General features: G+C 58.0%; 22 protein-coding genes. 10 read left to right on the plus strand and 12 right to left on the minus strand.

Going from position 1 to position 22,395, the window contains the following annotated elements:
* Nucleotides 1–118 precede the first annotated feature (118 nt).
* Both DJ564_RS17310 and DJ564_RS17315 read right to left on the minus strand, forming a co-directional pair.
* Entirely contained in the window at nt 119–1,261 is a 1,143-nt protein-coding gene (locus tag DJ564_RS17310) for a glycerate kinase (RefSeq protein ID WP_109631834.1), read from the minus strand.
* 193 nt (nt 1,262–1,454) lie between these two features.
* The gene (locus DJ564_RS17315) at nt 1,455–2,567 is read right to left on the minus strand and encodes a sugar diacid recognition domain-containing protein (RefSeq protein WP_109631835.1); all 1,113 of its coding nucleotides are present in this window, start codon (nt 2,565–2,567) and stop codon (nt 1,455–1,457) included.
* A 169-nt stretch (nt 2,568–2,736) separates the two neighbouring features.
* On the opposite strand from DJ564_RS17315, the gene DJ564_RS17320 reads away from it, so the two are divergent.
* The gene (locus tag DJ564_RS17320; protein ID WP_109631837.1) at nt 2,737–4,047 is read left to right on the plus strand and encodes an MFS transporter; all 1,311 of its coding nucleotides are present in this window, start codon (nt 2,737–2,739) and stop codon (nt 4,045–4,047) included.
* Nucleotides 4,048–4,429: 382 nt separating this feature from the next.
* On the opposite strand, the gene DJ564_RS17325 is transcribed toward DJ564_RS17320, so the two are convergent.
* Nucleotides 4,430–4,792, minus strand: coding sequence for a DUF6124 family protein (locus DJ564_RS17325; protein WP_109631839.1), 363 nt, complete (start codon nt 4,790–4,792; stop codon nt 4,430–4,432).
* 440 nt (nt 4,793–5,232) lie between these two features.
* On the opposite strand from DJ564_RS17325, the gene DJ564_RS17330 reads away from it, so the two are divergent.
* Both DJ564_RS17330 and rarD read left to right on the plus strand, forming a co-directional pair.
* On the plus strand, nt 5,233–6,246 hold the full coding sequence (locus tag DJ564_RS17330; protein ID WP_109631841.1) for an aldo/keto reductase: 1,014 nt from the start codon (nt 5,233–5,235) through the stop codon (nt 6,244–6,246).
* A gap of 207 nt (nt 6,247–6,453) precedes the next feature.
* Nucleotides 6,454–7,335 carry an EamA family transporter RarD gene (gene rarD, locus DJ564_RS17335; RefSeq protein WP_109631843.1) on the plus strand — a complete coding sequence of 294 codons (882 nt, stop codon included), beginning with the start codon at nt 6,454–6,456 and terminating at the stop codon, nt 7,333–7,335.
* Nucleotides 7,336–7,461: 126 nt separating this feature from the next.
* On the opposite strand, the gene hppD is transcribed toward rarD, so the two are convergent.
* Together hppD and DJ564_RS17345 are read right to left on the minus strand one after the other, a co-directional pair.
* A complete protein-coding gene (gene hppD / locus DJ564_RS17340) occupies nt 7,462–8,538 on the minus strand; it encodes a 4-hydroxyphenylpyruvate dioxygenase (protein WP_109631844.1) in 1,077 nt (358 codons plus the stop codon).
* Nucleotides 8,539–8,787: 249 nt separating this feature from the next.
* The gene (locus DJ564_RS17345; protein ID WP_109631846.1) at nt 8,788–9,726 is read right to left on the minus strand and encodes a DMT family transporter; all 939 of its coding nucleotides are present in this window, start codon (nt 9,724–9,726) and stop codon (nt 8,788–8,790) included.
* Nucleotides 9,727–9,804: 78 nt separating this feature from the next.
* Here DJ564_RS17345 and DJ564_RS17350 point away from each other — a divergent pair, with 78 nt between their 5' ends.
* The 3 genes from DJ564_RS17350 (at nt 9,805) to DJ564_RS17360 (ending at nt 12,921) form a co-directional block, all read left to right on the plus strand.
* On the plus strand, nt 9,805–10,674 hold the full coding sequence (locus DJ564_RS17350; RefSeq protein ID WP_109631848.1) for a LysR family transcriptional regulator: 870 nt from the start codon (nt 9,805–9,807) through the stop codon (nt 10,672–10,674).
* A 115-nt stretch (nt 10,675–10,789) separates the two neighbouring features.
* Nucleotides 10,790–12,325 carry an EAL domain-containing protein gene (locus tag DJ564_RS17355; protein ID WP_109631849.1) on the plus strand — a complete coding sequence of 512 codons (1,536 nt, stop codon included), beginning with the start codon at nt 10,790–10,792 and terminating at the stop codon, nt 12,323–12,325.
* A 233-nt stretch (nt 12,326–12,558) separates the two neighbouring features.
* A complete protein-coding gene (locus tag DJ564_RS17360) occupies nt 12,559–12,921 on the plus strand; it encodes a histone-like nucleoid-structuring protein, MvaT/MvaU family (RefSeq protein ID WP_109636070.1) in 363 nt (120 codons plus the stop codon).
* Between the two features lie 179 nt (nt 12,922–13,100).
* Here the strand turns inward: DJ564_RS17360 and DJ564_RS17365 are convergent, their stop codons facing one another.
* A complete protein-coding gene (locus tag DJ564_RS17365) occupies nt 13,101–13,625 on the minus strand; it encodes a DUF4946 domain-containing protein (RefSeq protein WP_109631851.1) in 525 nt (174 codons plus the stop codon).
* Nucleotides 13,626–13,770: 145 nt separating this feature from the next.
* Between DJ564_RS17365 and gloA the strand changes: the two genes are divergently transcribed.
* Nucleotides 13,771–14,292, plus strand: coding sequence for a lactoylglutathione lyase (gene gloA / locus DJ564_RS17370; RefSeq protein ID WP_109631853.1), 522 nt, complete (start codon nt 13,771–13,773; stop codon nt 14,290–14,292).
* Nucleotides 14,293–14,379: 87 nt separating this feature from the next.
* On the opposite strand, the gene ahpF is transcribed toward gloA, so the two are convergent.
* From ahpF to DJ564_RS17385, 3 genes are all read right to left on the minus strand, one after another.
* The gene (gene ahpF, locus DJ564_RS17375; protein WP_109631855.1) at nt 14,380–15,942 is read right to left on the minus strand and encodes an alkyl hydroperoxide reductase subunit F; all 1,563 of its coding nucleotides are present in this window, start codon (nt 15,940–15,942) and stop codon (nt 14,380–14,382) included.
* Nucleotides 15,943–16,063: 121 nt separating this feature from the next.
* Entirely contained in the window at nt 16,064–16,627 is a 564-nt protein-coding gene (gene ahpC, locus DJ564_RS17380) for an alkyl hydroperoxide reductase subunit C (protein WP_010460707.1), read from the minus strand.
* Between the two features lie 150 nt (nt 16,628–16,777).
* Complete coding sequence (locus DJ564_RS17385; protein WP_109631857.1) at nt 16,778–17,716, minus strand: site-specific integrase; 939 nt, start codon at nt 17,714–17,716, stop codon at nt 16,778–16,780.
* 178 nt (nt 17,717–17,894) lie between these two features.
* Between DJ564_RS17385 and DJ564_RS17390 the strand changes: the two genes are divergently transcribed.
* Complete coding sequence (locus DJ564_RS17390; RefSeq protein ID WP_109631859.1) at nt 17,895–18,914, plus strand: DNA-binding protein; 1,020 nt, start codon at nt 17,895–17,897, stop codon at nt 18,912–18,914.
* Here DJ564_RS17390 and gorA read toward each other — a convergent pair.
* Both gorA and galU read right to left on the minus strand, forming a co-directional pair.
* Nucleotides 18,911–20,269 (minus strand): glutathione-disulfide reductase, encoded by a 1,359-nt coding sequence (gene gorA / locus DJ564_RS17395; protein WP_109631860.1) that lies wholly within the window; start codon nt 20,267–20,269, stop codon nt 18,911–18,913. The genes DJ564_RS17390 and gorA overlap by 4 nt on opposite strands.
* Before the next feature lie 131 nt (nt 20,270–20,400).
* Nucleotides 20,401–21,240 (minus strand): UTP--glucose-1-phosphate uridylyltransferase GalU, encoded by an 840-nt coding sequence (galU, locus tag DJ564_RS17400; protein WP_010460715.1) that lies wholly within the window; start codon nt 21,238–21,240, stop codon nt 20,401–20,403.
* 258 nt (nt 21,241–21,498) lie between these two features.
* On the opposite strand from galU, the gene DJ564_RS17405 reads away from it, so the two are divergent.
* Nucleotides 21,499–21,687 carry a hypothetical protein gene (locus DJ564_RS17405; protein ID WP_109631862.1) on the plus strand — a complete coding sequence of 63 codons (189 nt, stop codon included), beginning with the start codon at nt 21,499–21,501 and terminating at the stop codon, nt 21,685–21,687.
* 140 nt (nt 21,688–21,827) lie between these two features.
* Nucleotides 21,828–22,109 carry a hypothetical protein gene (locus DJ564_RS17410; RefSeq protein ID WP_109636072.1) on the plus strand — a complete coding sequence of 94 codons (282 nt, stop codon included), beginning with the start codon at nt 21,828–21,830 and terminating at the stop codon, nt 22,107–22,109.
* Between the two features lie 11 nt (nt 22,110–22,120).
* On the opposite strand, the gene DJ564_RS17415 is transcribed toward DJ564_RS17410, so the two are convergent.
* Entirely contained in the window at nt 22,121–22,351 is a 231-nt protein-coding gene (locus DJ564_RS17415; protein WP_109631864.1) for a hypothetical protein, read from the minus strand.
* Nucleotides 22,352–22,395 lie beyond the last annotated feature (44 nt).

Here is a 22,395-nt window from a genome sequence, read left to right on the forward strand (position 1 = left end):
GTGGCGAGGGAGCTTGCTCCCGTCCGGCTGCGCAGCGGCCGTAGATTTTGGGGCCGCTTCGCAGCCCAGCGGGAGCAAGCTCCCTCGCCACAAGATTCCTGTGTGCTGACAGTTTTGGTCAGCGCTTGCGGCTGGCCATCCGCCAAACACGCGCGATATCACTCGCCCGATCACGCAACAACCGCGGCGCCTCGGCACACGCCTGTTCCAGCGTCATCGGCCCGCTGGCCAAGGCAAACGCCGCATCAATGCCATGTTCATACAACGCCTGATAACCCTCACCCAACGTCCCCGCGATCACAATCACCGGCACGCCCTGCTCACGGGCAATGCGCGCCACGCCAAACGGCGTTTTGCCGCGCAACGTCTGGGCGTCAAAACGGCCTTCGCCGGTGATGACCAAGTCAGCGCCCTTCACCGCTTCTGCGAGCCCGACCAACTCGGCGACGACTTCCACGCCCGCCTTGAATTGCGCCTCCAGAAACGCCTTGGCCGCAAACCCCAAGCCACCCGCCGCGCCGCTGCCCGGTTCGTCCTGGACGTCCTTGCCCAACGCCTGGGCGCAGAGCTTGGCGAAGTGCCCGAGGGCAGCGTCCAATTGCCGGACCTGCTCAGGCGATGCACCTTTCTGCGGACCAAAAATCGCCGAAGCGCCGTGAGGACCGCACAGGGGATTGTTGACGTCGGCAGCGATGTCGAAGCGCACCTTGTCCAGACGCGGATCGATTTCACTCAGGTCGATCTGAGTCAGGTGCGCCAACGCCAGACCACCCGGTGCCAGCGTTTGCCCCTGCGCATCCAGCAACTTCACGCCCAACGCTTGCATCGCCCCGGCGCCGCCGTCGTTGGTGGCGCTGCCGCCAATGGCCAGGATCACCCGTTGCGCCCCGGCATCCAGCGCGGCGCGAATCAGTTCACCCGTGCCAAAGGTGCTGCTGACGCACGCATCGCGTTGCCCCGGCGCAACCAATTGCAGGCCGCTGGCTTCGGCCATTTCGATGATTGCGGTGTGGGTTTGCGGCAACCAGCCCCACGCGGCATCGACGGTGATGCCGAGCGGACCGCGAACCTGGGTCCTGCGCAATTCACCTTCGCACGCCGCCAGAATCGACTCGACCGTGCCTTCGCCACCGTCGGCCATCGGGCATTTGACCAACTGCGCGTCAGGCCAGACCTGCGCCAATCCCAGAGCAATGGCATCGGCCACACCTTGGGCACTCAGGCTGTCCTTGAACGAATCGGGGGCGATGACGATTTTCATGCGAATTCTCCAGTTCCAATGCGTTCCATGCTGCCAGCAGCCCCGAACAATAACGCCGGTCCGCTGCACAAGCGGGGGTGGCGTTTATTGTTCATTTCTACAAACCTTGCCGACCTACACACTTGTTGTAGCAGCTGACGTTGTGGCGAGGGGATTTATCCCCTCGCCACAGGGCAGCTACAGAAAGAGGGCTTCAGTCGGTTTGGGGGAGGAGTTGGACGCCTAAGTACAGCGCAAGCATCCCGTCCAGTTTCAGCGGGTCAACCCCGCTCAACTCGGCAATCCGCTCCATTCGATAGCGCAAGCTATTGCGATGAATCCCCAGCGCATCCGCACACGCCTGACTCTGCCCGTCGTGCTCACACCAACTGCGCAAAGTCGCCAGCAGTTGACCGTTGCCATCCTTGGCGATGACTTTGCGCAGCGGCTTAAGCAATTCATCCAGCGCATCATCATTGCGATGCCGCCACAGCATCACCGGCAGCCGATACCGGTGGAGCGTCAGCAATCGCGATCGCGGCAACACATCGCGCCCATACGCCAGCAAATCGCCGACCCGTCGATAACAGCGGCGCAACCCGGACAACCCATCCGCCTGCCCGCCCACGGCAATACGCAAAATGTTCCAGCCTAGACCGTCGAGTTTCTCCAGCAGCCGATCATTCTCGATCGCCTGACTCGCCGGCCGGCACCACAGCAACGAAGACTTCGCCGAACTCACGCACCAACTGTCCGGGTACCGCGAGGTCAGCCAGGCACTGAGCGCATCCACCGTTTGCCCCGGCCCATGCTCCATGCCCAACTCGAACAGATACGGCACCCGGGTCATCTGCGGCTTGAGCCCCAATTGCTGCGCTTCATCCAGCAAGCGCGGTGAATCCCCGGCCTCGCTCAGCAGCAACGCCAGTAGATCGTCGCAACGCTGACGCCGCCATTGCTGCTCGGCCTGCTGATTGCGCTGGCCGACCAGCATCTCCGCCGTCATCCGCACCAGCTCGGCATAGGTGCGCAATTGCTCGGGCTCGCCGGTAATCCCCAGCACACCAATCAGGCGCTGATCGAGCAACAACGGCAGGTTGATCCCCGGCTGCACGCCTTTGAGATGAATCGCCGTCTGCGCGTCGATTTCCACCACCCGCCCGTTGGCCAGGACCAGTTGCGCGCCTTCATGGCGGGTGTTGATCCGCTCCGGTTCGCCGCTGCCGAGGATCAAGCCCTGACTGTCCATGACGTTGACGTTGTACGGCAGGATGGCCATCGCCCGGTCGACGATGTCCTGGGCCAGGTCGTGATCGAGTTCGAACATATCGGGATCCTTGAAAGCGTGATGGGGCGGGTTGTTCACCCGCACAGGGCTGGGTTGCAAACCCTGTGCTCAGGCACAAAGACAGCAACCCCGAGGGTGGCCGAGACTCTCTGGGCGATCAACGTTACCCTGCGCATCGCAAAAAATCATAATAAAGAGAGAGCCCGCCATGTCACAGAGCGCCGCCGCTACCCAGGCCATCGTTGACGACAAAAACGCCGTCTACAAACGCATCACCCTGCGTTTGATCCCCTTCATCTTCATCTGCTACCTGTTCAACTACCTCGACCGGGTCAACGTTGGATTCGCCAAGCTGCAGATGCTCGACGCACTGAAATTCAGCGAAACCGTGTACGGCCTCGGGGCCGGGATCTTCTTTATCGGCTACGTGCTGTGCGGCGTACCGAGCAACCTGGCACTGACCAAATTCGGTCCACGGCGCTGGATCGCGTTGATGATGATCGTCTGGGGCACGCTCTCGACCTGCCTGCTGTTTGTCACCACCCCGACCGAGTTCTACACCTTGCGCCTGTTCACCGGCGCGGCCGAAGCCGGGTTCTTCCCGGGCGTGGTGCTTTACCTTTCGCAGTGGTTCCCGACCTTCCGCCGTGGCCGCATCATGGCGCTGTTCATGTCGGCGATCCCGGTGTCCGGCCTGCTCGGCAGCCCGTTTTCCGGCTGGATACTTAACCATTTCGCCGCCGGCCAGGGCGGGTTGGCCGGCTGGCAGTGGATGTTCCTGCTGCAAGGTATTCCGACCGTGATCCTCGGCGCCCTCGCCTATTTCCTGCTGAGCGACAGCTACGCCAACGCCAAGTGGCTGACGCCGTTTGAGCGTTCGGTGCTGGAAGCCGACCACGCCATCGATCTGGCCAACAAACCGAAAACCTCTACCGACTCGTTGCTGGCCGTATTCAAGAACCCGGCGATCTGGGCGTTCGGTTTGATCTACTTCTGCATTCAGAGCGGCGTCTACGCGATCAACTTCTGGCTGCCGTCGATCATCAAGAACCTGGGCTTCAGCGATAACCTGGTGATCGGTTGGTTGAGCGCGATTCCGTATCTGCTGGCGGCGCTGTTCATGTTGATGGTTGGGCGCTCGGCGGACCTGCGCAAAGAGCGTCGCTGGCATTTGGTGGTTCCGATGCTGATGGGCGCGGTGGGCTTGCTGATTGCCGTGAACTTTGCCACAACACCGGCCATCGCGATTCTCGGTTTGACCATCGCCACCATGGGCGCCCTCACTGGCCTACCGATGTTCTGGCCGGTGCCTACGGCGATGTTGAGCGCAGGCGCGGCGGCGGGCGGTTTGGCGCTGATCAACTCCATGGGGCAGATGGCGGGTTTCCTGAGCCCGTACCTGGTGGGTTGGGTCAAGGACAGCACCGGCTCGACCGATGCCGCGCTGTACATGCTGGCGGGTGTGATTGTGTGCGGGAGTTTACTGGCGCTACGCATGACCCGAACGCTGCGGGTGTAATGATCGTTCCAACGCTCCGCGTGGGAATGCAGCCCGGGACGCTCCGCGTCCCCTTCCCGAGCTGGAACGCGGAGCGTCCCTAGAGGCATTCCCACGCAGAGCGTGGGAACGATCAATCTCCAACAGAAACGGCCCTTTCGGGCCGTTTTTCATTTTTCGTTTGCACACACGTTTTATGTGGGCGGGCACACTTTTGTGAACACCCAAGCTTTTGTGGCGAGGGAGCTTGCTCCCGCTGGGCTGCGAAGCAGCCCCAAAAGCTGCAACCGCGAACTTTCAGGCACACCGCATATGCCGGATTTACGACTGCTGCGCAGTCGAGCGGGAGCAAGCTCCCTCGCCACAGGTAAGTACACATCCAGTGGCAAGTGCGCTCTTTAAGCTAACCCTGCGGTCCGACGTTATCCAACACCCGGTTCGCCGCAATCTCCGCCACCATGATGCTGTTGGAAATACCCAAAAGCGCATAACGCGACTCCCCCTCCAGATGATCCACCAACTGATGGACCATCACATCGACCGAGGCCAGCGTCTCGACCAGGTAAACCGCCAGGGTTTCGGTCGTGGCTTCGGGGTCCACGGAAAACAGGGTGCTGCGGGTTCGCGGGGTGGCTTTGATGTCGGCACTCGACGGGAAGTGAAAATCGAGCGCTCGTTCGGCGGCTTCGTTGAGCTTTTTTGAGTCGGGGAATTCGTAGGGGGAAACGTCGTCCGCTTCTGGTGGGTTTGGCGTTGGTTTGAACATAGATGAAACTCCTAATTGAGATTAAGGAGCCCTCACCCTCGCTACCAAACGAGTGGGTGGTGGCCATACGCGGGTTGGTAGACCGGCAATTAGGACCCGGCGCCCCCGAGGGAGCCCTGCGCATGACCACCATAAAAACAGCGACCTGAAAAGGCCTGCAAACGGTGGCGCTATGCGCCTAATTGCCGGGCTACCAAACCCGATCGCTGATATTCAGCGACGGGGAAACGATAAAACCCAGGCCCAAAGCGCACAAGCCGGCGGATTCTGGCGCAGTCGTAGGCAACGGCGCAAGGATGTGTAGCCTGAGTACGTGTCTGAAGGTGTCCGTTAAACAGTGCTGTTTAATACTGTCGCGCCTGCGCCGATAAATTCACTTTTCTGCGCCCGAACGTTCTGGTATTTGATTGAAGCTTTCCCACCGGTAAAAGGATTTCGTCATGAGCTATCGCACGCTGGGTCATTCGGGTTTACAGGTGTCGACCCTGACGTTGGGCACCATGATGTTCGGCGAACAGACCAGCACCGAAGATTCCCTGCGGATCATCGACAAGGCCTGGGACCAGGGCATCAATTTCATCGACACGGCGGACGTTTACACCAACGGCCGTTCCGAAGAGATTGTCGGCGAAGCAATTGCCGGCAACCGTCACGAATGGGTGCTGGCGACCAAGGTCGGTTTTGGCCCGGTGGATGGCGTGCCGAACCGCGCCGGTTTGAGTCGCAAGCATATTTTCAATGGCCTCGATGCCAGCCTGACGCGTTTGGGCACTGACTACCTCGACATTTATTACCTGCACCGCGAAGACCACAACACACCGCTGGAAGTAACCGTGTCGGCGATTGGCGATTTGATTCGTCAGGGCAAGATTCGCTATTGGGGGCTGTCGAACTATCGAGGTTGGCGGATTGCCGAGGTGATTCGGGTGGCGGATCAATTGGGTGTTGATCGGCCGGTGATCAGCCAGCCGCTGTACAACATTGTCAACCGTCAGGCCGAGACTGAGCAGATCACTGCCGCGCAAAACTATGGTTTGGGCGTGGTGCCTTACAGTCCGTTGGCGCGGGGGGTGTTGAGCGGTAAATATGCACCCGATGTCAAACCGGATGCCAACAGCCGTGCCGGACGTGCGGATAAACGCATCCTGGAAACCGAATGGCGCGTGGAGTCGTTGCGCATTGCCCAGCAGATTCAGGAATACACCCAGGGGCGCGGCGTGGGGATTGTCGAGTTTGCGATTGCGTGGGTGTTGAACAACAGTGCCGTTGCTTCTGCCATCGTCGGGCCGCGGACGGAGGAACAGTGGGATGCGTATACCAAGGCGCAGTCGGTGAAGATCACGGCGGAGGATGAGGCGTTTATTGATTCGCTGGTGACGCCAGGGCATTCGTCGACACCGGGGTTTAATGACGTGAGCCATTTTGTGTCGGGGCGTAAATCGCGTACGACTTGAGATTTATCGCGGGCAAGCCCGCTCCCACAGGATTTGTGTTGATCCGCTGGCGGTGATTTGACGCGAATACTTGTGGGAGCTGGCTTGCCTGCGATGGCGGTCTATCATTCATTGCGATGTTGGAAATATTGAGCACCCGACCAATATTCAGCACAAAAACCACGTATCCTCTGCGCCCCGTTTCACCTTCGACCTCGCGAGGGCAGTTTGTCTAAAGGTATCGCTTTATCGGTTTCAGCCTCGGTGCTGTTTGCCGTCATGTATTACTACACGTCGTTGCTCACGCCTTTGAGCGGCGTGGAAATTTTCGGTTGGCGCATGCTGCTGACCGTGCCCTGCATGACCGTGTTCATGGTGGTCTCCGGCGAGTGGAGACGCGTGACCGATATTCTTCGGAGCCTTAACGGCCAGCCGAAACTGATCGCTGGCCTGATCGTCTCCTCGGCCCTGCTTGGTGTGCAGCTCTGGCTGTTCATGTGGGCGCCGCTTAACGGCTACAGCCTCGATGTGTCCCTCGGCTACTTCCTGTTGCCGCTGACCATGGTGCTGACCGGGCGGCTTGCCTATGGCGAGCGCCTCTCCTACCTGCAAAAAATCGCCGTGGTGCTGGCCTGTCTCGGGGTGGTCAACGAGGTGTATCAAGTCGGTGGTTTTTCCTGGGCGACCTTGCTGGTCTGCATCGGCTATCCGCTGTATTTCATCCTGCGCAAACGTCTGGCCGCCGACAACCTTGGCGGTTTATGGCTGGACATGGCGTTGACGCTGCCGGTGGCGTTCTGGTTCGTGCAGAGTGGCGAACAGGGTTTCGGCGTGTTTGACCAACATCCGTGGTTGTCACTGCTGATCCCGATACTCGGGGTGATCAGCGCGTCGGCGCTGGTGGTCTACATCATCGCCAGCCGGTTGTTGCCGTTCAGTCTGTTCGGGCTGTTGAGCTATGTGGAACCGGTGTTGCTGCTGGGCGTTGCATTGCTGCTTGGGGAAAGCATCAAGCCCGGAGAATGGCTGACCTACATTCCGATCTGGCTGGCGGTGGTGGTGTTGATGTTCGAAGGGTTCAAGCATTTGATGCGTCAGCGCAGACCTTAAATACAGCACAAGCAAATGTGGGAGCCAGCCTGCTGGCGATTGCAATCTGTCAGTCAACATCAATGTTGACTCTGAAGACGCTATCGCCAGCAGGCTGGCTCCCACAGTTTTTAGCGGTGAGGCGGATTACTCGGTGGCAAGTACGCCACGACGAACCTGATCACGCTCGATCGATTCGAACAGGGCCTTGAAGTTGCCTTCGCCGAAGCCATCGTCGCCTTTACGCTGGATGAATTCGAAGAACACCGGGCCCATCAGGGTTTCCGAGAAGATCTGCAGCAGCAGACGCTTGTCACCTGACTCGGACGAACCGTCCAGCAGAATGCCGCGCGATTGCAGCTGATCAACCGGCTCACCGTGGTTCGGCAAACGGCCTTCGAGCATTTCGTAATAGGTTTCCGGGGGCGCGGTCATGAAGCGCATGCCGATGCTTTTCAGGTGATCCCAGGTCTTGATCAGGTCATCGGACAGGAAGGCAACGTGCTGGATGCCCTCGCCATTGAACTGCATCAGGAACTCTTCGATCTGACCGGCACCCTTGGACGATTCTTCGTTCAACGGGATGCGGATCATGCCGTCCGGTGCGGTCATGGCTTTCGAGGTCAGGCCGGTGTATTCGCCCTTGATGTCGAAGTAACGGATCTCGCGGAAGTTGAACAGTTTCTCGTAGAAGTTGGCCCAGTAAGCCATGCGACCGCGATACACGTTGTGGGTCAGGTGGTCGATGATTTTCAAGCCTGCACCGACCGGGTTACGGTCCACACCTTCGATGAACACGAAGTCGATGTCGTAGATCGAGCTGCCTTCGCCGAAACGGTCGATCAGATACAGCGGCGCGCCGCCAATGCCTTTGATCGCCGGCAGATTCAGTTCCATCGGACCAGTCTCGATATGGATCGGCTGGGCGCCGATTTCCAGCGCGCGCTTGTAAGCCAGTTGCGAATCCTTGACGCGGAACGCCATGCCGCACACCGACGGACCATGCTCGGCCGCGAAGTACGAGGCGACGCTGTGGGGTTCGTTGTTGAGAATCAGGTTGATCTCGCCCTGACGATACAGGTGCACGTCTTTGGAGCGGTGGGTCGCGACCTTGGTGAAGCCCATGATCTCGAAGATCGGCTCCAGGGTGTTCGGGGTCGGCGATGCGAATTCGATGAATTCAAAGCCCATCAGGCCCATCGGGTTTTCGTATAAATCTGCCATTTTGGCGCCTCATCATTTTTTAGAATTAACGGAACGTTAGATGCTAAGAATGCTGAAGCCGGCGGGTGGCGCGCAGGAGATGCCCCGCACGCTGCGGGCGAGGAAGTCACCGTAGATCAATTGAAACCCAAAACTCTTCATTGTCGACCCAAGGCTGATGCGGGCGAGTCTTCTGCTGCCAGAAGACGATTATTATTGTATGCGTAACCCGATTCTACACAGCGTAAATAGGTTTGTCCGCCTTCTGTATCAAATCCCCTTTTTCCCTGATCGCGCAAGGGGTTTGTTGCACAGGAAAATCCCCACAAGAATCAACCCTCCTCCCAGGCACATCGCCAGCGTCAACTGCTCGTCCAGCAGCAACGCACCAAGGATCACGGCGGTCAGCGGATTCAAGGCAATGAACACCCCCGAACGCGTCGCGCCAATCTGGCGAATGCCGTCGTAATAGCCAATGTAGGCCAGCGCCGAACCCAAGACGCCCAGGTACATCAGGCTCAACCATTGTTGCGGACCGAGGCTGATGAGCGCGCTGACACTCAGTTCACCGCGCACCGCACTGGTCACCCACAGCATCAGCGTGCCCAGCAGTATCGAATAGGTCACCGTCTGCACCGCCCCCAGCGAGTGGTTTAGCTCTTTGGAGCACAGCGAGTAAATCCCCCAACCAATCACGCAGCCGAAAATCAGCAGGTCACCGATCCAGGCGTCGGCATTGCCGGTCAGCAGCTGCGGGTTGCGGCTGACGATCACCAGGCTCGCCCCGACGATGCACACCGCGATCCCGATAACCTTCGCCCGACTCAAGCGCTCCTTGAACAGCAGCCACGACGCCAGCCCAATCACGGCGGGGTTCAGCGCCACAATCAATGACGCACGCGAAGCGTTGATGTAATGCAGTCCATAAAAGAAGCACAGGTTGTAGAAGAAGATCCCGAAGAAGCCCAGCAACGCCAGTTGCAGCCATTGCCTGCGGCTCGGTTTCGCCAGTGGCACCCGGGCAAGCAGCAAAAACAGCAGCAACGCCACGCTGGCCAGGAGGAATCTCAGACTGGCTGCGAACAAGGGGCTGAGGCTGTCCGCGAGAAACCGGCCGGCCACGAACGTGCCGCCCCAGATCATGGTGACGGCGGCGAGTTTGAAATAAACCGGCACATCCGATGACGTTGTTTGCGCGTAAGTATTCATAAGGCGTCGGGACTTCAATCAGGGTAGATGACGTATCATTCGACTAATGCACGATCATCGTAAAATGAGTAAATCCTCATGACCCTGACACAACTCGAGATTTTCTCGCTGGTCGCCGAACTGCGTGGCTTTACGGCGGCGGCCAATCGGTTGGGGATTTCCCAATCAGCGGTGTCGCATGCCTTGAAGTCGCTGGAACAGGAATTGGGTGTCGAGTTATTCAGGCGTCACCAGTCCCATGTTGAACCGAGCGACATCGGCGAACAGCTCTTGTCGCGTGCTCGGGCGATGCTCGGGTTGGCCAACACGTTGCGTCAGGAAGCCGCCGATGCTCGCGGAATGAAGCGTGGCACCCTGCGCATCGGCTCGTTCGGTCCGACTTCATCGATCAAACTGCTGCCGCAGATCCTGCAGCACTACCGCGCTGCCCACCCTGGTATCGAAGTCCACATCGATGAAGGTCCGGACCGGCAGATTATCCAGTGGCTGGAAGAGCGACGAATCGATATCGGTTTCGTGGTGCTGCCAGAAGATCGCTTCGACACCTTCGCGTTAATGGAAGACCAGATGGTTGCGCTGCTACCCTGCGAACATCCGCTGGCAGTTCGCGACCACCTGAGTTTGAGCGACTTGTGTCACGACCCGTTCGTGCTGACCGAAGCCGGGTCCTCGGAGCTGGTTTCACGGCTGTTCAGTGCTGCCCGGCTGACACCGAACATCCGTTATCGCTGCTCGCAGTTGCTCAGCACCCTCGACACCGTGGGCCGCGGCGACGCCTTGACCGTGGTCGCCGAAAGCTCATTGCCCGACGACGACAGTCGCTACGTGAAAAAACCACTGATGCCACCGGTTAAACGGCAGGTCGGTCTGGCAGTGCTCGACCAGCGTCAGTCGTCACCCGCAACGCTGGCGTTTATCCAACTGGCTTCAAGCCTTGACTATGGTTGAGCGGCATAAGTGTTGACGGCCATCTATCATGCCCACTATCTGAACTCTTTATGGGAGGCGTGCCGTTGTCCTCCCGGCTTTTGAGAGCCGTCTTTCATCCTCCCAGGCTTTGCGAATGCCACTGAACGCCAAAACCCGCCATAAACGCGGCAAACGAATGGCTGTAACCATTTTGAGCGGGTTGCTTCCGGTGCTCTTGGGGAGTCTCATCCTCTATGCGCAGGCTGAGCGTGCGCTCGAGCAAAGCACTGAGCTGACGGCCGAAGAAGCCATCCGCCAATTCGAACTGATGCTCGACAATACCGCCCAGGCCGCACGGGAATTGTTGCCGCTGGCCGGCCAGACCTGTAACGACGTCAAGTTGGCCCTGCGCGAACAAGTTACCCGCCGACCGTTCGTGCGCTCGACGAACCTGGTGTGGGACAACAACCTCTATTGCAGTTCGTTGTTTGGTGATTATCAGGAGACGGTCAATCCGGGCGACTACACCCAGGGCAAGTTGTGGTTGATGAATGGCAACCCGGTCACGCCCAATACCGCACTGTTGGTGTATCGACTCAGCGAAGGTAACCAGGGGGCGCTGACGACCCTGGACGGTTATCACTTGAGCAACGTGTTGCGACTGATTGGTCGCAAGACATTGCTGTTGTTGCAAGTCGGCCCTGATTGGTTGTCCGCCGACGGCAAGGTTCACGAAGATGCCCTGCCCGCCTTGCCCGTGGCCAAAAGCAAACTGACATCCTCGCGTTATGCCTTTACGGTCGCGGCCGGTTTTCCCGAAGGTGAAACCTGGCGTTACATGAGCAGCGAGTACCCGCCGCTGTTCAGTTTGCTGATCTTCTTCGGCGTGGTCTCGGGCGCAATCGGGCATGTCCTGCAACAGCGTTCGTCGTCCCCCAGCCACGAATTGCGGCGCGCGCTGGAGGCCGAAGAGTTTGTTCCGTACTTTCAGCCCGTGGTGTATGGCGATACTAAAGCGTGGTCCGGGGCCGAAGTGCTGATGCGCTGGAATCATCCGAAGGAAGGCCTGGTGCGACCGGACCTGTTCATTCCTTTTGCCGAACATTCCGGGTTGATCGTACCGATGACCCGCTCGCTGATGCGACAGACCGCAGTGTTGCTGGCGCCTGCTGCTGCGTCCTTCGACGGCCCCTTCCACATCGGGATCAACATTACCGCCAGCCATTGCAAGGACCTGGAGCTGGTCGAGGACTGCCGGGAGTTTCTCAGTGCTTTCGCGCCGGGTGCCATCAACCTGGTGCTGGAGTTGACCGAGCGCGAACTGATCGAGCCCACGACCATCACGCTCCAATTGTTCGAGCAGCTTCATGCCTTGGGCGTAATGATCGCTATCGATGACTTTGGCACGGGTCACTCAAGCCTTGGTTATCTGCGCCAGTTCAATGTGGACTTCCTGAAGATCGATCAGAGTTTTGTCGCGATGATCGGCGTTGACGCGCTTTCCCGGCACATTCTGGACAGCATTATCGAACTGTCGGCCAAGCTTGATCTGGGCATCGTCGCCGAAGGCGTGGAAACCGAGGAGCAAAGTGACTATCTGGCCGCACACGGCGTGAACTTCCTGCAAGGTTATTTGTTCGGTCGACCGATGCCCGGCACAGAATTCATTAATGCATTAAGGCACCATTAACCTGCGGTTCTAAGCGACGAGGCAACGAAGCGGCGCACCAAATTGAATCAAAAGACTACTGTTGTTACATGAAGAAAAAGACAGGATTTACTCTTGGCCAATTAACTACTACAATTTTTCGTGCCTGCGCTAGATTGGCAGGTGAGCCACTATCACCGAGTCGCTTCAAGGCTCTTGGCTTATAGCTTTGTTTGCGGTTGGTCTCAGCCAAACACACTATTGGAGTAATGAATTTGTCCAGACTCGCTGAATATCGTGCCGCTGAAAAGGCCCTTCAAGACCAGCTCAAGCAGCTGGAATCGCTGAAGAATGACGCCGGACTCAAGAAAGAAATCGAATTCGAAGAAAAGCTCCAGGGGCTGATGAAAACCTACGGCAAAAGCCTGCGCGACATCATCGCCATCCTCGATCCGAACCCGGCAAAATCCGGTCTGCAGGCAGCCGCTCCGAAAACCCGCCGCGCTCGTGTGGTCAAGGTTTATCACAACCCGCACACCGGTGAGCTGATCGAAACCAAAGGCGGCAACCACCGCGGCCTGAAAGCCTGGAAGGAACAATACGGTGCCGCTACCGTAGATTCCTGGCTGCGAGGTTAAGCACTCGCGGTGATAAAAAAAGCCCTGCCGATGCAGGGCTTTATTTTATGGACGACCTTTGAATTCAGCGAGCGCAGCCGATCAACTCGGTACTTGCCGACTCAACTTTAACGCTTAATCCGTTTAGGTATCTAAAGATTTCGGATCGTGCTGAAATCTGCAGTCATGCAAACCGGCCACTAAAGTTTCAAGCTGTTACGGGTCGCCGCTATTTCATCCTGACTTGCCTTATAAGCCTCAGCCTGCCCCGCGTAGGAAAGAACATAGGCTTTATCGGCGTCCACCGCCGCAACCAATGTTTGCGACAGAACATGTCGACCATTCTGTGTAATCGTACAGGTAGTTTCCAATCCCGATAAGCGGCTCAAGGTTGCTGGATGGATTTTGTTGCAGACGCTTTGATAGCCGCCTTGAAAGAAGTCCTTCTGCACCGACTTGCGCATTTCCAGCAATACACCTTCCAGATTGACCTGATGACCGCGCTCTACTTGTGTCATGGTCAACTCCATTACCATTACCGGCGTGCCGCCCTGGTCGTTTTTCACGGCACGCTGGCGTGAAACCGTTGAGTTGGCATCGTCCAGCGGGACGGCCTCGACTTCCCAACCTTCCGGCCACGTCACCACTGGCGTATCCGCATGAGCGCTGGCAATACCCGACAGCAGGCAGAACAGAACGAAGGTTGATTTACAGAATCGGATCATTGCAATGAGCACTCACGAATTGAACCGTAAAGTCTGAGCCTCACCCGTCCGTCAGGCAATAGCCGACTGTTTGCGTTTGGTGATGTCCCAGCCCTTGCGTATCATTGTCGCCATTCGTTAGCCCCACTTATTTTCCGGAGGGCCCATGAGCCTGCACGAATTGAACGCTTTCCCCGGCGTTACCGCCCAACCCGACACCGCCACCCAGAAGTTCGTCTTCAACCACACCATGCTGCGTGTCAAGGACATCACCAAGTCCCTGGATTTCTACACGCGCATCCTGGGTTTTTCGCTGGTAGAAAAACGCGACTTCCCGGAAGCCGAGTTCAGCCTGTACTTCCTGGCGCTGGTCGATAAAAACCAGATTCCGGCCGATGCTGCCGCGCGCACCGAATGGATGAAATCCATCCCCGGCATTCTCGAACTGACCCACAACCACGGCACCGAGAACGACGCAGATTTCGCCTACCACAACGGCAATACCGACCCGCGCGGTTTCGGCCACATCTGTATCTCCGTGCCGGACATCGTCGCCGCATGCGAGCGCTTCGAAGCACTGGGCTGCGATTTCCAGAAGCGCCTGAATGATGGCCGCATGAAGAGCCTGGCGTTCATCAAGGATCCAGACGCTTACTGGGTTGAAATCATCCAGCCAGCGCCGATGTGACACTTAGCCCGCTCCCACATTGGGAATGCGTGAGACACAAAAAACCCCATGATCGCTCATGGGGTTTTGTGTTTTCAGTGTCGGCGTTTAGGCCGGTGCGGAGGTACGGATCAAGTGATCGAATGCGCTCAGCGAAGCCTTGGCGCCCTCGCCCACTGCGATCACGATCTGCTTGTACGGCACGGTAGTCACGTCACCGGCAGCGAACACGCCCGGCATTGAAGTTTCACCACGGGCATCGACGATGATCTCGCCGCGAGGCGACAGTTCGATGGTGCCTTTGAGCCAATCGGTGTTGGGCAGCAAGCCGATCTGCACGAAGATCCCTTCCAGTTCGACGTTACGCAGTTCATCAGTCTGACGATCCTTGTAGCGCAGACCGTTGACCTTCTGGCCGTCACCCAACACTTCAGTGGTTTGCGCACTGGTGATCACGGTGACATTCGGCAGGCTGTGCAACTTGCGCTGCAACACCGCATCGGCGCGCAGCTGTACATCAAACTCCAGCAACGTAACGTGAGACACGATGCCCGCCAGGTCGATGGCCGCTTCGACGCCGGAGTTACCGCCGCCAATCACCGCTACACGCTTGCCTTTGAACAGCGGACCGTCACAGTGCGGGCAGTACGCAACGCCTTTGTTGCGGTATTGCTGCTCGCCCGGGACATTCATTTCACGCCACCGCGCACCGGTCGCGAGGATCACGGTCTTGGCTTTCAGGGTCGCGCCGCTGGCGAAGTGGACTTCGTGCAGCTCACCACTCTTGCCCGGCACCAGTTTGTCGGCCCGCTGCAGGTTCATGATGTCGACGTCGTATTGCTTGACGTGTTCTTCCAGCGCCACCGCCAGTTTCGGCCCTTCGGTTTCCTGCACAGAGATGAAGTTCTCGATGGCCATGGTGTCGAGCACCTGCCCACCAAAACGTTCAGCAGCCACACCGGTGCGAATGCCTTTACGAGCGGCGTAGATCGCGGCCGAAGCACCGGCCGGGCCACCGCCGACGACCAATACGTCAAAGGCTTCCTTGGCGCTGATCTTTTCGGCTTGACGCTCGATACCGCTGGTGTCGATCTTGGCAAGGATTTCTTCCAGGCCCATGCGCCCCTGGCCGAAGTTGACGCCGTTGAGGTAAATGCTTGGCACGGCCATGATCTGACGATCATCGACTTCAGCCTGGAACAGCGCACCGTCGATGGCGACGTGACGGATATTCGGGTTCAGTACCGCCATCAGGTTCAGCGCCTGGACCACGTCCGGGCAGTTCTGGCAGGACAGCGAGAAGTACGTCTCGAAGCTGAACTCGCCTTTTAGCGAACGGATCTGTTCGATCACTTCAGCACTGGCCTTCGATGGGTGGCCGCCGACTTGCAGCAGCGCCAACACCAATGAAGTGAATTCGTGGCCCATCGGGATGCCGGCGAAACGCAGGCTGATATCGGCACCCGGGCGGTTGATCGAGAACGATGGTTTGCGTGCATCGTCACCGTTATCGAGCAAGGTAATTTGGTTGGAAAGACTGGCAACGTCTTTGAGTAATGCGAGCATTTCCTGGGATTTCGCACCGTCGTCGAGGGAGGCAACGATCTCGATCGGCTGGGTGACCCGTTCCAGGTACGATTTCAACTGGGCTTTAAGATTGGCGTCCAACATACGGGCGATTTCCTTTTTGAATTCGAAAAAAAACGCCCGAGCGAATCTCGCCCGGGCGTTTTTGAGGGCGGTTGCGGCTTACTTAGGTGCGGAAACCCGCCCTGATAGTGCTTTCACAGACTTAGATCTTGCCGACCAGGTCCAGGGACGGAGCCAGAGTGGCCTCGCCTTCTTTCCACTTGGCTGGGCAAACCTGGCCTGGGTGAGCAGCGACGTATTGAGCAGCCTTGATTTTGCGCAGCAGCTCGGAAGCGTCACGGCCAACGCCGCCATCGTTCAGTTCAACGATTTTGATCTGGCCTTCAGGGTTGATCACGAAGGTGCCACGGTCAGCCAGGCCAGCGTCTTCGATCAGCACGTCGAAGTTGCGGGAGATGGCGTGAGTCGGGTCGCCGATCATGGTGTACTGGATTTTGCCGATGGCTGGCGAAGTGTTATGCCAGGCAGCGTGAGCAAAGTGGGTATCGGTGGAAACGCTGTAAATCTCGACGCCCAGTTTCTGGAACGCGTCGTAGTTGTCAGCCAGGTCTTCCAGTTCGGTCGGGCAAACGAAGGTGAAGTCGGCTGGGTAGAAGAACACGACGGACCACTTGCCTTTCAGGTCAGCGTCCGACACTTTTACGAAATCGCCATTTTTGAAGGCGTCAGCTTTGAACGGTTTAACTTGGCTGTTGATGATAGGCATCGATGACTCTCCGTCAGGGTTGAAATGATTGGTTGAGAAGTTGATGGGGTGAATCCTACCCACTCGATCGCCGCCTGGCTCATTGGCAAAGCTCATGCTGCTGATTGGTTTTCGCTATTAGGGGACAGTATTAATAGAAGAAAACGGTATCTAGCGCGACAATGGCTTTTCAGCGACCCGGGCCATTCCGAGAAACGGGCTGGCTTCAACATAGCGCATGGCTGACTTCACATCCTTCCATCCCACGTAATTCATCAACGATTTCAAATCCCAACCACTTTGATGGGCCCAACTGGCAAAACCGCGCCGCAGGGAATGGCTGGTGTAGTGCTCGGCGGGGATACCGGCACGCTCCAGGGCTTGGCGGAGCAACGGGATCACGCTGTTAGCGTGCAAACCCTCCTCGCTCAAGTTGCCCCAACGGTCGATACCGCGGAACACCGGACCGCGGACCAACGCAGCTTCGGTGATCCATTGGATATAGGCGTGGACCGGGCAGAGCCGCTGCAAGGCCGGGGTTTGGTAAGTCTTGCCGAGATTTTCGCGATCGCTCTTGCTGCGTGGCAAGTAGAGGGTGATGCCTGAACCGGCGCTCGCCTGCACGTGCTCGATCTGTACGCGGCACAACTCATCGCTGCGAAATCCGCGCCAGAAGCCCAGTAAGATCAGCGCGGTGTCGCGTCGGGCGCGCAGCAAGCCCGGCTGATCGTTTTGCGTCTTGGCGGTTTGCGCTTCCAGTTCCAACCACGCCACCACTTGCTCCAGATGCTGAAGTTGCAAGGGCTCGGCCTGTTTCTCCTGCGCCGGGTGCAGCGCACGAATGCCTTTGAAGACCTTGCGCACCACCGGCGACTTGGTCGGGTCAGCGAAACCCTGGCTGTTATGCCACTGCGCCAGCGCTGACAACCGCAGCTTCAACGTATTGATCGACAGCACGCCCGCATGAGCCGCGAGGTAACGCGCCACGCTGTCGCTCGTCGCCGGCAGGTAACCACCCCAATGGACTTCGAAGTGTTCAATGGCCGCTCGATAGCTACGCCGGGTGTTGTCGCGGGTGGCGGCTTGCAGGTAGCGATCCAGATCGGTCATGGGCTCATCTCTCGAAAACGTACCGCTTTAGCGGTGTAAAACCCGCCGTACGGCGCATCACACGGGGTAATACCAGTATATCCCGCATTAGCATCCTACATTTTTTATCTTTTTATAAACGATGGTACACTGCGTACTATAGTGGCATGTACCACAGTACGAAATCGTAGGAGAACACATGGCTCGTGGCGGCGTAAATAAAGCGGTAGTGCAGGCGGCACGTTTGGCAATCCTTGCCCGTGGCGAAAACCCCAGCATCGATGCAGTACGGATCGAGATGGGCAATACCGGCTCAAAAACCACCATTCACCGCTATTTAAAGGAGCTGGATGACGGCGGCGAACGCGTCGAAACGCCCTCAGAGCCCATTGATGACGAACTGGCTGGTCTGGTTTCGCGTCTGGCGCAACGCCTGAAGGAACAGGCCCAAGAACCCATCGAACACGCACGCGCGCAGTTCGATCAGCAACGTAAAGAACTGGAAATCCACCTGACTGCGGCCCGGCAAGACAACGCGGAATTACACCAGCAATACGAGATTCAAAGCCTGGCGCTGACTCAAGAGTCCGAAGCCCTGCAAGAAACCCGCTCCATGCTGCAGGCAGAACAAACCCGCAACGCCGGACTGAACCAGGCACTGGCCGATTTCGAGCTGCGCTTGCAAGACAAGGACGAGCAGATCCGCTCACTGGAAGAAAAGCACCTGCACGCACGCGATGCCCTGGAACACTACCGCAACGCCGTCAAGGAACAGCGCGAGCAAGAGCACAGCCGCCACGAAGGCCAGGTGCAGCAGATTCAAATGGAATTGCGCCAGGCCCAGCAAAGCGCATTGGTGCGCCAGGATGAGATCACTCAGTTGCATCGCGACAACGAGCGCTTGCTCACCGAGAACCGTGGAACGCTGCGGGAATTGGGATTGCTGCAGGAGCAACTTAAACACACTCACAGCCGCCAGGACCAACTGCTGGAGCAGGTCAACCGCATCGACAGCGAACGCACCCTCCTCCAGGAACGCTTGCGTGCCGCCCTGCTGGAAAGTCAGTCGCTCAAGCAGAGCGTCGACGAGCAGTCGCAGATCAACAAAGGGCTGGAGATTGAATTGCTCAAGACTCAGGCGAGCCTCGATGAAAGCCTGCGCCTGGCGGCTGTCACTGCAACAGCGCCAGACGCATCAGAGGCCGATAAAAACGATTAACCGCTAACCGGCGTACGCATGGTGACGAACTCTTCGGCGGCAGTTGGATGCACGCCAATTGTTTCGTCGAAGTCGCGCTTGGTCGCGCCAGCCTTCAAGGCAATCGCCAACCCCTGAACGATCTCACCGGCATCCGGCCCGACCATGTGGCAACCCAGGACCTTGTCGGTCTTGGCATCGACCACCAGTTTCATCAGCGTGCGCTCCTGGCATTCAGTCAGGGTCAGCTTCATCGGGCGGAAGCGACTTTCGTAGATCGTGACCTCGTGGCCGGCCTCGCGAGCCTCTTCCTCGCTCAAGCCAACCGTGCCGATGTTCGGCAAGCTGAACACAGCAGTCGGGATCATCTTGTAATCCACCGGACGATATTGCTCAGGCTTGAATAGGCGACGCGCCACGGCCATGCCTTCAGCCAGCGCGACGGGGGTCAGCTGAACACGGCCGATCACATCGCCCAGCGCCAGGATCGACGGCTCGGCGGTCTGATACTGATCATCGACCTCGACGAAACCTTTCTTGTCGAGTTTGACCCCGGTGTTTTCCAGCCCGAGGTTGTCGAGCATCGGACGGCGACCGGTGGCGTAGAACACACAATCCGCCTCCAGCTCACGACCGTCCTTGAGCGTCACCTTCAGGCTGCCATCGGACTGCTTGTCGATACGCTCGATGTCGGCGTTGAATTGCAGGTTCATGCCGCGCTTGGTCAGTTCTTCCTGCAAGTGCTTGCGTACCGCTCCGTCGAAGCCACGCAGGAACAGCTCGCCGCGATACAACAACGTCGTGTCGGCGCCCAGACCGTGGAAGATCCCGGCGAATTCGACAGCAATGTAACCGCCGCCCACCACCAGAACGCGCTTTGGCAGCTCCTTGAGGAAGAACGCCTGGTTGGAACTGATCGCGTGTTCATGCCCCGGAATCTCCGGGATCTGCGGCCAGCCGCCGGTGGCAATCAGGATGTTCTTGGCGGTGTGCTGCTCGCCGTTGATTTCGACCGTGTTGGGGTCGACGATCTTGGCGTGGCCTTCATGCAAGGTCACACCGCTGTTGACCAGCAAGTTGCGGTAAATGCCATTCAGGCGATTAATCTCGCGATCCTTGTTGGCGATCAGCGTTGCCCAATCGAACTTCGCCTCGCCCAGCGTCCAGCCAAAGCCCGAAGACTGCTCGAAGTCTTCGGCGAAGTGCGCGCCGTAGACCAGCAATTTCTTCGGCACGCAGCCGACGTTCACACACGTACCGCCCAAGTAACGGCTCTCGGCCACAGCCACCTTCGCTCCAAAACCGGCAGCAAAACGAGCAGCCCGTACACCGCCGGAACCGGCACCAATCACATAAAGGTCAAAATCGTAGGCCATTTTCAATCTCCTCGGCAGGAAACCAGCATACCCGCAGACGTCCGTTGGGCAAGCGCTGCAAGCGATATGGGGGCGGAAAATGAAAAAGCCACCCGAAAGGTGGCTTTTCAATACAAGCGGGTAAGGCGCTATCAGTAAGCCTTGCCAGTCTTGTAGAAGTTCTCGAAGCAGAAGTTGGTCGCGTCGATGTAGCCTTCGGCGCCACCGCAGTCGAACCGCTTGCCTTTGAACTTGTAGGCCATGACGCAGCCGTTCTGGGCCTGCTTCATCAGGGCGTCGGTGATCTGGATTTCGCCACCCTTGCCTGGCTCGGTTTGTTCGATCAGGTCGAAGATGTCCGGGGTCAGGATGTAACGACCGATGATCGCCAGGTTCGACGGTGCATCTTCAGGTTTTGGCTTTTCAACCATGCTGTGAACACGGTAGATGTCGTCGCGGATCATCTCACCAGCAATCACGCCGTACTTGTGAGTTTCTTGCGGATCGACTTCCTGGATGGCAACGATCGAGCAGCGGAACTGCTTGTACAGCTTGACCATCTGGGTCAGGACGCCGTCGCCTTCGAGGTTGACGCACAAGTCATCCGCCAGGACCACAGCGAACGGTTCGTCACCGATCAACGGGCGACCGGTCAGAATCGCGTGGCCCAGGCCTTTCATTTCGGTCTGGCGGGTGTAGGAGAAGGAGCAGTTGTCGAGCAACTTGCGGATACCGACCAGGTATTTCTCTTTGTCGGTGCCTTTGATCTGGTTTTCCAGCTCGTAGCTGATGTCGAAGTGGTCTTCCAGGGCGCGTTTACCGCGACCGGTGACGATGGAGATTTCAGTCAAACCAGCGTCCAGTGCTTCTTCGACGCCGTACTGGATCAGTGGCTTGTTTACCACCGGCAGCATTTCTTTGGGCATGGCTTTAGTCGCTGGCAGGAAGCGAGTACCGTAACCGGCTGCTGGGAACAAGCATTTCTTGATCATATAAGTCCTTGAAAGGGCTGTGTGTACGAGTTTCGGCGCAGTCTAATCAGGCGGCGTGCACCTTACAATGCCCCGCGCTGGCTAACCGATGCCATCATAGAGAAATATTCCCGCGGATAGTTCCATCCGGATTTTTGCGCGGTCAAATCAGCGTAGCTCAAAGAGGCCGGCAAACTGGACCACCATACGCTTATCGCCCCCCAATGCGAGCATTTGCCGGTATCATGGCGACTTTGAACCAGTGAACGAGACAGATAGATGACCGCAGCAAAAATCATCAACGGGTACACGGTCGACAAAGGAAAAGATGGCCAGTGGCACATTACCGCCACCAATGGCGAAGATGTTTCCGGGCCGTTACCCAGCGAAGCGATGGCGATTGAAGTGGCTTCGGTGCTCGACTACACACCTCCCGCGCCGAAGCGACGCGGCAAGAGTCAGGACTGATCGCCTGCGGCACTCGCAGAGCCCTGCCATCGAGCAGGGCTTTTTTGTGGGCGGGTGCAAACAAGTGGCCAATCGCTATAACCTTTTCACACTGGCGCTGTCAGAGCGTCTAGCCCCCCTCGCTGAAGACGACTATGAACATGAACAGATTTTTGCCCCTGATTGCACTCCTGGCCCTGAGCGGCTGCGCCACTTCCGAAAAGATGTACCTGAACAACGGCGAGCAAGGCCTGGCGATCGACTGCTCCGGTGAAGCCAACTCCTGGGCCACGTGCTACGAAAAAGCCGATGCCTCTTGCGCCGGCACCGGCTACCGGATTGTCGGCACCGACGGATCACCGTCGACCAAGGAAAGCGACAAGACCCTGGGGGTCGACGTCGGCAACTTCAAAAACCGCAGCGTCGTGGTGGTCTGCAAGTAAGGCGCCCTGCCCTACATGTGAATTTCGGCGAATTTGATCCCGAGGCCGCGCACGGTCTCGATCAAATCGTCGAGACGGCCAAACGATTCGACCTCATCGTTATCGTCCACCAGGAAATAACTGCGCCCGGCGCTTTTCTTGAAAAACACGATCCATTCCCCGGGGTTCGCCGGATTCTGAATGACGTGGGTGGCAGAGATCAGTCCCTCTGCATGGCGTTCCCGAACTTGCTCTCGCTTCATGCGCGACTCCAGAAATGACAATGCCGCCAAAGCATGACTTTGAC

This window comes from Pseudomonas sp. 31-12 (assembly GCF_003151075.1).
Classification (GTDB): domain Bacteria; phylum Pseudomonadota; class Gammaproteobacteria; order Pseudomonadales; family Pseudomonadaceae; genus Aquipseudomonas.